Here is a 13,810-nt window from a genome sequence, read left to right as displayed (position 1 = left end):
CGGCTGTAGTCGGTGGCGCCCGCCGAGGCATTGAACGACCAGCCCAGCATCTGTCCCGCGGGGCGGCTGCCCAGCCGCACCGAGACCGACTGATCGGTGATGTCGGACCTGGTGGCGGTGTCCGTGTCTGCGGTCTGCAGGCTGTAGCGCAATTCGTAGTCGGTGTCGCCCAGGAAGCTGCCGCGCAGGTAGGGCGAGAAACGGAAGCTGGCGGTCTCGGACTGGTTGGTGTCGGAGCGGCCGTTGACGGACTGCGGGCCAAAGGCCGAGATGGCCTGGTTGGACACCACGCCCGACAGGTCGATGAACGCCCGGTTGTCCCAGGCGTTGACCTTGGCGCTGGCGTTGAGCGCGTTGCGAAACTGGTTGCCCGATGTGCCTTGCGCGTAGTACAGCGCGCTCAGCGAGTAATCCACGAAACCCTGCACGCGGGGCGTGTTGAACACCGCACGAATGCCGGGCGTGACCTCGGTGGTCAGCTCGCTGCGTGCGTTGCTGCTGGAGAGGTTGCCGTTGGTGGACAAGGTCTGACCCACCGTGACCCGGCGTTCGATCCAGACCGAGGGCTTGGGGCCTGGCGCATCCACGGCGCTGGTGCTGTCCTGCGCATGTGCCACGGTGCCCAGGGCGGCGGCGGCCAAGGCACCGAGTGCGAACGCCGCAGAGCGCTGCGCGAGCACAGTGGGCACTGGAGAGCGACGGGTCTTCACGGGGTCCGTCCTGGTGCTGCGATTCATGTTGCCGCAGCCACCGGCACATTGGCGTCGGCGGCCTGGCTGGCGGTTTGTCCGTAGCCATAGCCATATCCGTAGCCATAACCATAGGCGTCCTGGTCACCACCGCGGGCCTGGTTGAGCAGCATCAGCTTGACCGGGCAGGCTTCGATGGTGGTCATGGCGTGCTGCACCTGGGATTGCAGCGTTTTCTCTGCCTGCACCACCACGATGATCTGGCCCATGTGGGTCGCCAGCACCCGTGCTTCGGTCGTCAGCAGCAAGGGCGGCGAATCAAAAATGATGATGCGGTCGGGGTAGCGCTGGCCCATCTCTTCAATCAGCGATGTCATGGCGTCGCTGGCCAGCAATTCGGTGGCACGGGGATGGGGCGTGCCACTGAGCAGGACACTGAGTTTGTCGACGTTGGTGCGCAGCAGAACGTCCGACATCTGGGTCTTCCTGTCGATCAGCAGGTCCAGCAAGCCTGGGCTGGCCGCCAACCCCAGCGCCTGGCGCAAGGAGGGCCGGGCCACGTCGGCATCCACCAGCAGCACGCGGTAGTCCAGCTCCATGGCGATGCTCATGGCCAGGTTGATGGCGGTGAAGCTCTTGCCCTCGCCGGGCATGGCACTGGTGACCATGATCAGGTTGCCGTTGGGCACGGGCGCGGCGCCCTTGCCGGTGGCGTTGGCCAGCAGCGGGCGCTTGATCACGCGGAACTGGTCGGCGATGGGCGAACGTGGGGCGTTGGGCGTGACGAATCCGGCCACGCGCAGCGTCTCCAGGTCCATCTGCACCACCTTCGACTGGATGCCGTCGGGAGCGTGGGCCTGGGACGGCGCCGCGCGTGTCGGCGTGGCTGCAACGACGGGCGCCACCGGGGCTTTGTCGGGCACGGCAACTGGCGCGGGCAGGTCGGCCGGAATGTCGGCACCTGCCTGGCGCAACTGCTCGAGTCGTTGGGCGGCCTTTTCAATGAGACTGGACATGATGGGCACTCACCTTCAAAGACCGGCGCGGTAAGACATCACCGCAATACCAATCACAAACACGACCACCAGGGCCAACACGGACACGGCAAAACGCATGAAGCTGCGGCGTTCACGCTGACGCATGGCGTCGTGCTTGACCAGCGTGACCACGCCCAGCAAAGGCATGTCGGTGGCCGAGCGCAGCGAATTCGCATCAAAGAACACCGGCCGCACCTGGCTCATCAGGAAGGTGAATCCCAGGCCGGCGGCCAGGGCGGCCAGCAGGGCCAGCGGCATCAGCAGGATGCGGTTGGGCGCCACCGGTTTCGGCTCGGCGCGCGGTGGATCGATCACGCGGAAGTCGGCCAGGCTGGAGGCGCTTTCCAGCTCGCCGCTCATGGTGATGGACTCGCGCCGCGCCACCAGGTCTTCGTAGTTCTTGCGGTTGATTTCGTAGTCGCGGTTGAGCTGGGCTTGCTCGGCCTCGATCTGCGGAGCAGCGCGCATCAGTTCACGGGCGCGGTTGGCGCGTGACTCGAACTCGGCCACGCGGGCGCGCAGCGAAGCCACCTGCACTTCGGCCGCAGAGTTGATGCGCGAAAGCTCGAACAGGGCGGGGTTGGTTTCCATCGTCGGCTGACCTGGGTTGGCCGCAGCTACGCGCTGCAGCTCGGCCACTTCCTTGCGCTTCTGCTCTTCCAGTTCCTTGATCAGGCGCCGCGTGTTGACCACATCGGGATGCTGCTCGGTGTAGCGCTGCAGCAGGCCGTCAAGGTTGCGTTTGAGCGGGTCGATGCGGGCATCGAGTTCGGGCGTTGCAAACGAGGGCCCACCACCGGCGGCTGGCGTGGCGCGCTGCGCGGCGCGCGCCTGGTCGAGCTGGCGCCGCGCAGCCTCGCGGGCGCTTTCGGCTTCGCGCAGTTCAAGCTTGGCCTGGTTCAGGGTGTTGACGATCTCCGTCATGCGCCCGGCCATGTCCATGCCACCCTGGGTCTGAAGATCCAGGTTGCGCAGGCGGAAGTCCTTGAGTCGCGTTTCGGCTTCCGTCAGGCGGACCTCGTAGTTCTTGATCTGGTCTTCAATGAAGCGGCGCGCCGTGTCCGAATCGGACTTGGAGTCGCCCAGGCTGGACTCCACAAAAATCGTCATCAGCGACTGCACGACACGCAGCGCCTTGTCGGGGCTTTCGCCGCGGTAGGACAGGGTGTAGAGGTTGTCGCGGCCGGTGGAGCGGATGGCCAGCGACTCTGTCACCTGGGTGATGAGCTCTTCCTGTTGCTCCTTGGTCTTGGCGCTCAGGTCCAGGTCGGCCATGCGGATGAGCTTTTCCACGGTCGGCCGGCTGATCAGGGTGCGGCTGAGCATGGTGACCTGCTGTTCGATGTTGGGTTGCACCGCCAGGCCCGACATGAGCGGTCGCAAGATGGACTGGGTGTCCACATACACGCGCGCCGAGGCTTCGTAGCGGTCGGGCATCATGAAGATGACGGTGGCCGTTGCAGCGGCCACCAGCCAGGCGACCAGCACGCCGAGGCGGCGGTACTTCCACATCCCCCGCAAGAAGGTCGTTATTTGATCAATGAGGTCTTGCATGCAAGCAACTGTGGGTGACAGCAAAAAGGAAAGAAAACCACCGTGCGCCAGGCAGCGGTGGTCAGTGCCAGAGGCTCGGGATCAGAACCAGCCCTGGGGGATGATCAGGATGTCGCCGGGCAGCATTTCAACATTGGCGGAGATGTCGCCGCGCTTGACCAGGTCTTGCAGGCGCACGCTGTAGCGTTTGTTGCTCTCGCTGGCCCGGATGATGGTGGCCTTGTTGCCGTCGGCAAACTCGGTGAGGCCGCCCACGGCAATCATCACGTCCATGACCGTCATCTTCTGCTTGTAGGGCAGGAACTGGGGCTTGGCGGCTTCGCCCACCACACGGATCTGCTCGCTGTAAGGACCCACGAAGTTGGTGACGATGACGGTCACGACCGGGTCGCGCACGAATTTTCCGAGCGCTTTTTCCACATCACGCGCGATCTCCGTGGGCGTCTTGCCTTGTGCAACCAGCTCGTCCACCAGCGGGGTGGAGACCTTGCCGTCGGGGCGCACCGGGACGGTGGAAGACAACTCGGGGTTGCGCCAGACATTGATGTTCAGGGTGTCGCCCGGGCCGACCTTGTATTCGTAGGCGGCGCTGGCTGCCGTGGTCGGCGCCGGCGGGCTGGCGCTCTGGGTTGCACAACCCACCACGCCCAACACCAAGGCCGCCAAGGCGGTTCCGCGAGCCAGGGTGCGGATGAGTTCTGAAGTATGGTTTTGCATGGTCCTGGTCCTCAAAAGCACGGTCAAATGTTAATAAAAGTTAACGGTCTTTTTGAATATACCGCACACCCCCACGGCATGACTACCCGCAAAGTGTGACGAAGTACCCAAAGTGAGGAGGGTCGCACACTACAGGAGATTTAGTTTTCCTTATGCGCGCTGCCGCACCAACGGACGCCCTCGCCGCATGCCTGCACAGACCCGCCGACTAAAATGCCGGGTTGCCCCGTCCACCAACCCTCAGGAACCTCAGCATGTCTCTCTTCACCGCCGTCGAAATGGCGCCGCGCGACCCGATTCTGGGTCTGAATGAACAATTTGCCGCCGACGCCAACCCCAACAAAGTGAACCTGGGTGTGGGTGTGTATTTCGACGACAACGGCAAGCTGCCGCTGCTGCAGTGTGTGCAAAGCGCCGAGAAGACCATGATGGAGAAGCCCACCGCGCGTGGCTATTTGCCCATCGACGGTATCGCCGCCTACGACGCTGCGGTCAAAGGCCTGGTGTTCGGTGTGGATTCGGAGCCCGTGAAGTCCGGCCGGGTGGCCACCGTGCAGGCCATCGGCGGCACGGGCGGCCTGAAGATCGGCGCTGACTTCCTCAAGCGCCTCAACCCGGAAGCCACCGTGTTGATCAGCGACCCGAGCTGGGAAAACCACCGCGCGCTCTTCACCAACGCCGGCTTCACCGTGGGCAGCTACGCTTACTACGACGCTGACAAGCGCGGCGTCAACTTCGACGGCATGCTGGCCAGCCTGAACGCCGCTGCGCCGGGCACCATCGTTGTGCTGCACGCCTGCTGCCACAACCCCACCGGCTACGACATCACCGCCGCGCAATGGGACCAGGTGATTGCCGTGGTCAAGGCGCGCAGCCTCACCCCGTTCCTGGACATGGCCTACCAGGGCTTTGGCCACGGCATTGCCGAAGACGGCGCCGTGATCGCCAAGTTCGTGGCCGCCGGTCTGGTGTTTTTCGTGTCCACCTCGTTCTCCAAGAGCTTCAGCCTCTACGGCGAGCGCGTGGGCGCATTGTCGGTGCTGTGCGACAGCGCAGAAGAAGCCTCCCGCGTGCTGTCGCAGCTCAAGATCGCCATCCGCACGAACTATTCCAACCCGCCCATCCACGGCGGCGCGGTGGTGGCCGCCGTGCTCAACAACCCCGAGCTGCGTGCACTGTGGGAGAAGGAACTGGGCGAAATGCGCGTGCGCATCAAGGCCATGCGCCAGAAACTGGTGGACGGCCTGAAGGCCGCCGGCGTGAAGCAGGACATGGGCTTCATCACCAGCCAGATCGGCATGTTCAGCTATTCCGGCCTGAACAAGGACCAGATGGTGCGCCTGCGCAGCGAGTTCGGCGTGTACGGCACCGACACCGGCCGCATGTGCGTGGCTGCGCTCAACAGCAAGAACATCGACTACGTCTGCCAGTCGATCGCCAAGGTCGTTTGACCCGCCTTGCGTGAGCGACAGGGGGCCGCTTTCGAGCGGCCCTTTGTCGTTGGATCATTCCCAGATGATTGAGCGCATGGAGATCGAAGCGCCCTGGAAGCCTTCATTGAAAAAGCGCGGCTCGTCGTCCGCATGCACGGCGCCTGCCGCGTACAGCAGCGGCAGGTAGTGCTCCCAGGTGGGATGCGCCATCTGGGCCACCGCACCCAACTGCTGGAAATCACACAACGACGTCAGGCGCTTTTGTGCGATGTGTTCGGCCGTGATGCGATCAAACTCGATCGCCCAGTCGTAGGCCTGGTTGTCTGCGGCATCGCGGCGCATGGTGCGCAGGTTGTGGACCGTGTTGCCGCTGCCGACGATGAGCACACCGCGCTCGCGCAGTTGGGCCAGCTGCTGGCCGATGACGAAATGCTCGGCGGCGGGCCGGCTGTAGTCCATGCTGAGCTGGATGACCGGGATGTCCGCGTTCGGAAACATGGGCTTGAGGATGGACCAGGCGCCGTGGTCGAGGCCCCAGTCGGCTTCGTCCAGCACCAGCGGCTGGCGGGAGACGGGGTGCAACACGCACTGACTTATGAAGCGGGCAGCCTGCGGCGAGCCCGGTGCCGGGTATTGCTGGTCGAACAGTTCCTGAGGGAAGCCGCCAAAGTCGTGAATGGTGCGAGGCTTGTCCATGGCGGTGAGCTGCCAGCCCGGCGTGAGCCAGTGGGCGGAAATGCACAGAATCAGCCGTGGCGGCTGCTCCCGTGCCAGCAGTTCAGCGCCCAGTGCCTGCCAGCGCTGGCGCCAGCGGTTGTCCTCAATCGCGTTCATGGGACTGCCGTGGCCCACGAACAGCACGGGCATGCGCTCGGTGGCGGGCAGGTCGCTCCAGGGGGATGCGGCGAGTGGAGATGTGTCTGTCATGGGGTGAAGCGGGTCTTCGCCGTCTGGCCGGCGGTGGAAATCGGTGGTCAGGATTCTTTCACGAAGGTGACAGATGCCCCTGTAAATTAGGTGTTATCACGCTAACGCTCCTTGGCGCATGCTGATATATTGCACTGCAACATAACGAAGCCGGACACCCATGCTCTACCAGATTTACGAAACCCAGCGCTCCATGATGGAGCCGTTTTCAGACCTGGCCGAAGTCGCCGCCAAGCTGTTCACCAACCCTTCCCTGCCGCTTGCGCAGTTGCCGATTGCCCAGCGCATCTCGGCCGGCTACGACCTGATGCACCGCCTGGGCAAGGACTATGAAAAGCCGGTGTTCGGCATTCACACGGTGGACATCGACGGCATTGAAGTCGCGGTCCACGAGCGCATCGAGATCGACAAGCCGTTCTGTGAACTGCGCCGCTTCAAGCGCTTCTCTGACGACACCAACACGCTGGCCAAGCTCAAGGGCGAGCCGGTGGTGCTGATCGTCGCACCCCTCTCGGGCCACTACGCCACGCTGCTGCGCGACACCGTGCGCACCATGCTCAAGGACCACAAGGTCTACATCACCGACTGGAAAAACGCCCGACTGGTGCCGCTGTCCGACGGTGAGTTCCACCTCGACGACTATGTGAACTATGTGCAGGAGTTCATTCGTCACCTGCAAAAAGGCTACGGCAACTGCCACGTGGTCAGCGTCTGCCAGCCCACCGTGCCCGTGCTGGCTGCTGTGTCACTCATGGCCAGCCGCGGTGAGATGACGCCGTTGTCGATGACGATGATGGGCGGCCCGATCGATGCCCGCAAATCGCCCACCTCGGTGAACAACCTGGCCACCCAGCGCGCCCACAGCTGGTTCGAGAACAACGTGATCTACCGCGTGCCGGACAACTTCCCCGGCGCGGGCCGTCGCGTGTACCCGGGCTTCCTGCAGCACACCGGCTTCGTGGCCATGAACCCCGACCGCCACGCGTCGAGCCATTACGACTACTTCAAAGACCTGATCAAGGGCGACAACGAAAGCGCCGAGAGCCACCGCAAGTTCTACGACGAGTACAACGCCGTGCTCGACATGGACGCCGACTACTACCTCGAAACCATCGACACGGTGTTCCAGGACTTCAAGCTGGTCAACGGCACCTGGGACGTGAAGAACCCGCAAGGCCAGCTGGAGCGTGTGCGTCCGCAAGACATCCAGCACACCGCCCTGCTCACCATCGAAGGTGAACTGGACGATATCTCGGGTTCCGGCCAGACCGCGGCTGCGCACGACTTGTGCACCGGCATTCCCAAGACGCACCGCATGCACTACGAAGCAGCCGGCGCGGGCCATTACGGCATCTTCAGTGGCCGCCGCTGGCGCGAGTTTGTGCATCCCGTGGTGAAGGCGTTCCTGAAGGTGCATCAGCCCACCGTGGTGGCAGAACCGGCCGAGACCCGAGCTGCAGAGCCCAGGCTGGAGAAGGTCGCTGCACAGGTGCCGGCACAGGCTGCGGCCAAAGCGGTGGTCAAAGCGCCAACGAAAGCACGGGCCAAACCTGCTGTGAAGACCGTGGCGGCGAAGGCCGCGGCCAAGCCCGCAGCGAAACCTGCAGCCAAGGCACCTGCCGCGCGCAAGCCAAAGCCACGCACCGCGACCGCCTGAGCGGTTTCACCCTGTCCCCGGCGCCTGCTCTGGCGCCGGTATATTGGCCGGCATGAATGATCTCGCCCGGCGCATCGACGCCGCCCTGCCGCAAACCCAGTGCACGCGCTGCGGCTACCCCGACTGCGCGAGCTACGCGCTGGCGATTGCCGAGGGCAACGCCCCGATCAACCAGTGTCCACCCGGTGGCACTGAAGGCATCGCCCGGCTGGCCGCCATCACTGGCCAGCCCGCCACATCCCTGAATCCCCACAACGGCATTGAAGGCCCGGTGACGGTGGCGGTGATCGACGAAGACTGGTGCATCGGCTGCACGCTGTGCATCAAGGTCTGTCCGACCGATGCGATCGTGGGCAGCAACAAACGCATGCACACCGTGATTGAACCGGTCTGCACCGGCTGCGAGCTGTGTTTGCCGGTGTGTCCGGTGGACTGCATTTCACTGGAAGTCGTGAGTGGCGAGCGCACCGGCTGGCAGGCCTGGACAGCCGAGCAGGCACGCCAGGGCAAAGAGCGCTACGAGGCCAGGCAGGCGCGGCTGGCGCGCGAGAAGCACGAGCACGACAACCGGCTGGAAGCCAAGGCACAGGAAAAGCTGTCCGACCTGGCCGCGCACTCACAAATCACGGACGAGGTCCTGCTGGACAAAAAGCGCGCCGTGATTGAAGCCGCGCTGGCCCGCTCACGCGCCCGGCGCACCGGCGCCTGAATCAGGCTGCCTGACGCGCAGCAGCGGTCTTGTAGACGCCGCACCCCACGTACAGATCGTCGATCTTCACCACATACGACATCTTGGCCTGGATGCTGCCATTGGCCGGGTTGCCGATGTTGTATTCCACCCAGCCCGGGCCGGCTTCGGCCTGCGACACGATGGCGTTGAGCAGCGCCTGGCCGTCGATGCCGGGGATGTCCTGCACGCGGCTGCCGACCTTCTCGGGCTTGCCACCAAATGACCGGTAAACACCCGTGTGGTCAAGTGCGAAGACGTACATGTCACGATCAAAGAAGTTGTTGGCGGGTGTGGTGATCTCGCGCACAAAAGCGTCGCGGCCGCGCTGCTGACGCATGGCTTGCGCCTTGTCCACCAGTTGCATGGCCTCTTCGGCCGTGCCCTGCTGCAGCATGAACGACGACACCGCCTTGGACAGGTGCGCGGCACGCTGCTCCAGCTGGTCGGCCTGCGCCACGGCGCGCTCCACCATCTGCGCATTGCGCTGGGTGATCTCGTCCAGCTGAGAAACAGCCGACGAGATTTCGCTCAGGCCGGTGCTTTGCTCCGCGCTGGAAGCCGAGATCAGCGACATGTTGGCCGCCACTCCGCGCACACCGTTGGCAATCTGCTGGATGCTGCTGCCCGCGGTGCGGATCTGTTTCACGCTGGCCTCCACCTGCTGGCCCGAGGCCACGATGAGCTGGCGGATCTCTTTGGCGGAAGCAGCCGAACGCTGCGCCAGCGAACGCACCTCGGCGGCCACCACGGCAAAGCCCCTGCCCTGCTCGCCCGCGCGCGCGGCTTCCACCGCGGCGTTGAGCGCAAGGATGTTGGTCTGGAACGCGAGACTGTCGATCACGCCGATGATCTCGTTCATCTGCTGGGCGCTCTTCTGAATGCCTTCCACGGACTCGACCGCACGCCCCATCGACTGCGCGCCCGACTCGGCCACGTCGCGCACCTGCGCGGCCTGCTGATCGGAGTCGCCGGCCGTCTTGGCGTTTTGCTGCACCGTGCTGGAGAGCTCGTGCACGCTGGCTGCGGTCTGCTCCAGGTTGGCGGCTTGTTGTTCGGTGCGGTCGGCCAGGTCGCGGTTGCCGGTGGCCAGGCTTTTGCCGGCGTGGGCCACCAGGGCCGAATTGCTGCGCACCTCGGCCACCATGGACGAGAGGTTGCCGACCATGCGGTCGAGCAGGCGGGTGAGGTCGGCGAGTTCATCGCTCCCGCTGGCCTTGAGCACGGTGCGCAGGTTGCCTGAGGCGGTTTGCTCCATGCTGGCAAGCACCTGGCGGAAGTCGCTCATGAAGCTGGCATAGAAACTGAGCATGAGGTAAACCAGCACCGCCGCGCCACCGAGCTCGATACCCAGCACCCAGGTGCTGACCGAGGGCGGCCCGGAGACCACCCAGATGAACGCCTGCGGCAACAACGAAGCCACGGCCAGCAGCAGCAACTTGCCGCGCAGGCGCAAGCGCCGCATCAGCCAAACGCCGGGAGATAGGGGATGAATGCCGGACATGCGCGTGTGTCTCCTCTGTGGGGTTTCTTCTCTATCGGCCAGAACGGCACCGGCTTGAGACGCTCCGCGACTTCAATGGGGGCGGGTAATCCCCGACTGGCGGGCTTCAAAGTGCCGAAACAGTTGCACCGCCATCACGCGCAGCGCGTCGTCGGCCATGTTGTGGGCGTGCGTGAGCTGCTCCAGGCCGTAGCGCCGGTCGTGCTGCATCAGTGCGCGGCTCACACACATGCCCTGGCTTGACATGCGCAGACAGAACGCTTCAAGCAGGTCGTGGGGCCAGAGCTGAGCAGCGTCGGGCGCGCGGCGACCTGCCGGAGAATTTGCAGTGGCTGGCGTTTGCTGTGTGGGGACCGTGCTCATGGTGAGCTCCTGGAAGGTGTGTGTCCTGGCGCGCAGACAAGTGGCCCCAGAACACCTCAAGCGTAGGCCGCACGAGCTTTGGGTATTCCCCGGAACAACGGCCAAAAACCCGGTTTGCTCGGTGTTTCTGCGGACGGTCGCGGCACAATTCCGCCATGAACACCCCCACCCTCACCCCGGCTCCCCGCCTGATCAAGCTCACCGCCCAGCCCGCCGGCACACCCGACCTCGACCACCCCAAACCCGAGCGCCTGGTGCGTGGCAACCCGCTGCGCGAAACCTGGAACCGGGTCGATGCCGCCTTGCCGGCCGGGCAAGTGTTTTGCGGCGTGTGGCGCTGCGAGCCGGGTCGCTGGCGCATTGCCATGGGCGAGACCGAGCGCGAGCTCTTCACCGTGTTGCTGGGCCGGTGCCGCGTGCACGACGCGTTCGGCGGGTTTGAAGAAGTGGGCTCCGGCGAGGGCCTCTACATACCGCCAGGTTTTGCCGGCGAGTTCGAGGTGCTGGAGCCGCTCACCAAGACCTACATGATCGCGGAGTGATGGCTCCGGCGAGGCTCAGCCTGGCTGTGAGGAGAGCCGGGCAAACGCGCTGACCACCTCGGGCGGCGCCTGCACCAGTTCGATCAGCACGCCCTCGCCCGCGATCGGGAATTCGTCGTTGGCCTTGGGGTGCAGGAAGGTGATGTCGAAACCTGCAGCGCCTTTGCGAATGCCGCCCGGTGCAAAACGCACGCCCTGGGCCGTCAACCAGTCCACCGCAGTGGGCAGGTCGTCGATCCAGAGGCCGATGTGGTTCAGGGGCGTGGTGTGCACCGCGGGCTTCTTGTCGGGGTCCAGCGGCTGCATCAGATCGACCTCGACCTTGAACGGACCGCTGCCGATGGCGCAGATGTCCTCATCCACGTTCTCCCGCTCGCTGCGGAAGGTACCGGTGATTTCCAGGCCGAGCATGTCGACCCAGAGTTTCTGCAAGCGCTGTTTGTCGGGTCCGCCGATGGCGATCTGCTGGATGCCCAGCACCTTGAAGGGACGGGGCGAAGTGGCCGAAGTGCTCATGTGTCAGTGAAAACCGTTGTGGGTATGCGAAGGATGGCTGGCCTGCTCCAGCGTCCACACAGTGGCGGGCGGCAGGTTGGCCCAGATGGACGCGGCGCGGCGCCAGCGCCAACCCACCGGGATGTCCTTGAACGGACGCAGGTGGGGCGACGCGTAGGTGTACTGGATGAGCCGCGAACCAGGGCGGCCCTCGATCAGGGCCACCATGGCGTCGATGCAGCCGTGTGCCTCGTCGCGTGTCATCGACAGCAGGGGCAGGGACGACACCACCGTGACCGGGCTGTGTTTTTCGATGTCCAGCGTGTCGAGCCGGGTGGCGCAATGGTTGAGCACCTCCAGGTCGGGAAAAGCTCTGCGCAGCAACTGCGCAAAACCGGGATCGCGTTCGATCACCATGAAACGATCCGCTTGCGCGAGCGCAGGCAGCAAGGCCCGGGTGATGGCCCCGGTACCGGCACCCACTTCGATCAGCGTGTTGGGGGCGGCGCGCATGACCTCGTGGAGGATGGCTTGCGCCAAGGCTTTTGATGCCGGAGCAATGGCCCCAACGCGCCTTGGATGACGCAGGTACCCCAGAGCAAAAGCCAGACCGTGCCGCATACCGAACCCTTCAAAGCCGTGGTGAGCGACAGGGTAGCGCAATTCAAACCCAGCCGTCTGTGGGGCACCTGCCAATTCGAGGCTCACTCGAACTCGACGATCGGCTGATCCACCACCAGCGATTCACCCTTGGCGGCCAGCACCTTGCCCACCACGCCATCGGCCGCGGCGAACAACACGTTCTCCATCTTCATGGCCTCGATCACCGCCACGCGTTCGCCCGCCTGCACCTTCTGGCCAACCTGCACCGCCACATCCACCAGCAGACCCGGCATGGGCGAGAGCACGTACCGGCTCATGTCGGCCGGGGCCTTGAACGGCATGAGTGCGTGCAGCTCGGCCATGCGCGGTGAGACCACCATGGTCTCGATGCGCGTGCCGTTGTGCTGCACCACCAGCGCCAGCGGATTGCGCGGCGTGCCGCGTTCGATCTGCGCGGTGAAGGGCTGACCATTGCATTCACCGGTGATGCAGATGTCGTTGAGACGCGAGGGACTGCTGATGGCGTAGCGGTTGCCGGCCACGGTCACCACAGCCGATCCGAGCTGGCCCACCACCTCGTCCACATGCACCGCCTTGTAGAGATGCTCGCCCGTGGAGCCCAGCACGATCACGCTGAAGTCGTGGCCCACCTTCACGCCGTAGCCAGGCAGCTGTCCGGTCAAGCCAGCTGCACGCTCGCGCGATTTGCGGCGGACAAAGGCTGCCAGCGCCACCAGAAAGTCGGCATCGTCGTGTGGCACATCTTCAGCGCGGAAGCCGTGGCCGTAGTGCTCGGCGATGAAGCCGGTGTTGAAGTCGCCCGCCACAAACTTCGGGTGCGCCAGCAGCGCGGCCTGGAACGGAATGTTGCTGCTGATACCCCGGATCACGAATCCGTTGAGCGCTTCGCGCATCTTGGCGATGGCCTCCGCGCGGTCTTTGCCGTGCACGATCAGCTTGGCGATCATCGAGTCGTAGAACATCGGGATCTCACCGCCGTCCTGCACGCCGGTGTCCACGCGCACGCCGTAGAGCGCCTCCGTGTTCGCCTGCCACATGCTCTGCGCAGGCGGCGCGAAACGCACCAGGCGCCCGGTGCTGGGCAGAAAATTGCGGAACGGATCTTCCGCGTTGATGCGGCATTCAATCGCCCAACCCTCGCGCTTCACATCGGCCTGCGTCAGCGGCAGCTTCTCGCCGGCCGCCACACGGATCATCAGTTCCACCAGATCGAGCCCGGTGATGCACTCGGTCACCGGGTGCTCCACCTGCAGGCGGGTGTTCATCTCCAGGAAATAGAAGTCCTGGTCCTTGCCGACCACGAACTCCACCGTGCCCGCGCTCTGGTACTTCACCGCCTTGGCCAGCGCCACGGCCTGCTCGCCCATGGCCTTGCGCGTGGCATCTGAAATGAAGGGCGACGGCGCCTCCTCGATCACCTTCTGGTGGCGGCGCTGGATCGAGCACTCACGCTCGTTCAGGTAGATCACGTTGCCATGGGAATCGCCCAGCACCTGAATCTCGATGTGACGCGGCTCCTGCACGAATTTCTCGATGAAGAT

14 protein-coding genes are annotated in these 13,810 nt (G+C 64.6%); 4 read left to right on the top strand and 10 right to left on the bottom strand.

Translation table 11 applies throughout. The annotated features are described in order from the left end of the window. The 4 genes from Q0C59_RS14425 to Q0C59_RS14410 all read right to left on the bottom strand — a co-directional run. Positions 1-710, bottom strand: a 710-nt coding sequence (locus tag Q0C59_RS14425; protein ID WP_291216614.1) for a TIGR03016 family PEP-CTERM system-associated outer membrane protein, incomplete at its 3' end; no start/stop codon positions are given. Positions 711-733: 23 nt separating this feature from the next. Continuing rightward, complete coding sequence (locus Q0C59_RS14420) at positions 734-1,705, bottom strand: XrtA-associated tyrosine autokinase (protein WP_291216613.1); 972 nt, start codon at positions 1,703-1,705, stop codon at positions 734-736. Positions 1,706-1,720: 15 nt separating this feature from the next. Continuing rightward, the gene (locus tag Q0C59_RS14415; protein WP_291216611.1) at positions 1,721-3,280 is read right to left on the bottom strand and encodes an XrtA system polysaccharide chain length determinant; all 1,560 of its coding nucleotides are present in this window, start codon (positions 3,278-3,280) and stop codon (positions 1,721-1,723) included. An 81-nt stretch (positions 3,281-3,361) separates the two neighbouring features. Then, complete coding sequence (locus Q0C59_RS14410) at positions 3,362-3,997, bottom strand: XrtA/PEP-CTERM system exopolysaccharide export protein (protein ID WP_291216609.1); 636 nt, start codon at positions 3,995-3,997, stop codon at positions 3,362-3,364. Positions 3,998-4,251: 254 nt separating this feature from the next. On the opposite strand from Q0C59_RS14410, the gene Q0C59_RS14405 reads away from it, so the two are divergent. Continuing rightward, a complete protein-coding gene (locus tag Q0C59_RS14405) occupies positions 4,252-5,448 on the top strand; it encodes an amino acid aminotransferase (RefSeq protein WP_291216607.1) in 1,197 nt (398 codons plus the stop codon). A 54-nt stretch (positions 5,449-5,502) separates the two neighbouring features. Here Q0C59_RS14405 and ygiD read toward each other — a convergent pair whose 3' ends face one another. Further along, positions 5,503-6,357: a 4,5-DOPA dioxygenase extradiol gene (ygiD, locus tag Q0C59_RS14400; protein ID WP_291216605.1), complete on the bottom strand. Its 855-nt coding sequence runs from the start codon at positions 6,355-6,357 to the stop codon at positions 5,503-5,505. A 160-nt stretch (positions 6,358-6,517) separates the two neighbouring features. Between ygiD and Q0C59_RS14395 the strand changes: the two genes are divergently transcribed. Continuing rightward, entirely contained in the window at positions 6,518-8,014 is a 1,497-nt protein-coding gene (locus Q0C59_RS14395) for a polyhydroxyalkanoate depolymerase (protein ID WP_291216603.1), read from the top strand. 52 nt (positions 8,015-8,066) lie between these two features. Beyond that, a complete protein-coding gene (rsxB, locus tag Q0C59_RS14390; RefSeq protein ID WP_291216601.1) occupies positions 8,067-8,723 on the top strand; it encodes an electron transport complex subunit RsxB in 657 nt (218 codons plus the stop codon). A 1-nt stretch (position 8,724) separates the two neighbouring features. Here rsxB and Q0C59_RS14385 read toward each other — a convergent pair whose 3' ends face one another. Both Q0C59_RS14385 and Q0C59_RS14380 read right to left on the bottom strand, forming a co-directional pair. Beyond that, positions 8,725-10,245 carry a methyl-accepting chemotaxis protein gene (locus tag Q0C59_RS14385; protein ID WP_291216598.1) on the bottom strand — a complete coding sequence of 507 codons (1,521 nt, stop codon included), beginning with the start codon at positions 10,243-10,245 and terminating at the stop codon, positions 8,725-8,727. Between the two features lie 72 nt (positions 10,246-10,317). Further along, positions 10,318-10,608, bottom strand: coding sequence for a hypothetical protein (locus tag Q0C59_RS14380; protein ID WP_291216596.1), 291 nt, complete (start codon positions 10,606-10,608; stop codon positions 10,318-10,320). Positions 10,609-10,763: 155 nt separating this feature from the next. Here Q0C59_RS14380 and Q0C59_RS14375 point away from each other — a divergent pair, with 155 nt between their 5' ends. After that, on the top strand, positions 10,764-11,150 hold the full coding sequence (locus Q0C59_RS14375) for a cupin domain-containing protein (RefSeq protein WP_291216594.1): 387 nt from the start codon (positions 10,764-10,766) through the stop codon (positions 11,148-11,150). 15 nt (positions 11,151-11,165) lie between these two features. Here Q0C59_RS14375 and Q0C59_RS14370 read toward each other — a convergent pair whose 3' ends face one another. From Q0C59_RS14370 to Q0C59_RS14360, 3 genes are all read right to left on the bottom strand, one after another. Next, positions 11,166-11,666, bottom strand: a complete 501-nt coding sequence (locus tag Q0C59_RS14370) for a VOC family protein (protein ID WP_291216593.1) — start codon at positions 11,664-11,666, stop codon at positions 11,166-11,168. Positions 11,667-11,669: 3 nt separating this feature from the next. Continuing rightward, entirely contained in the window at positions 11,670-12,185 is a 516-nt protein-coding gene (locus Q0C59_RS14365) for a class I SAM-dependent methyltransferase (protein ID WP_291216591.1), read from the bottom strand. 164 nt (positions 12,186-12,349) lie between these two features. Further along, positions 12,350-13,810, bottom strand: a 1,461-nt coding sequence (locus Q0C59_RS14360; protein WP_291216589.1) for a biotin/lipoyl-containing protein, incomplete at its 5' end; no start/stop codon positions are given.

The organism is Hydrogenophaga sp. (assembly GCF_022844385.1).
Taxonomy (GTDB): Bacteria; Pseudomonadota; Gammaproteobacteria; order Burkholderiales; family Burkholderiaceae_C; genus Hydrogenophaga.
The sequence above is the reverse complement of the archived record's forward strand: the minus strand, read 5'-3'. Positions and strand labels throughout refer to the sequence as shown.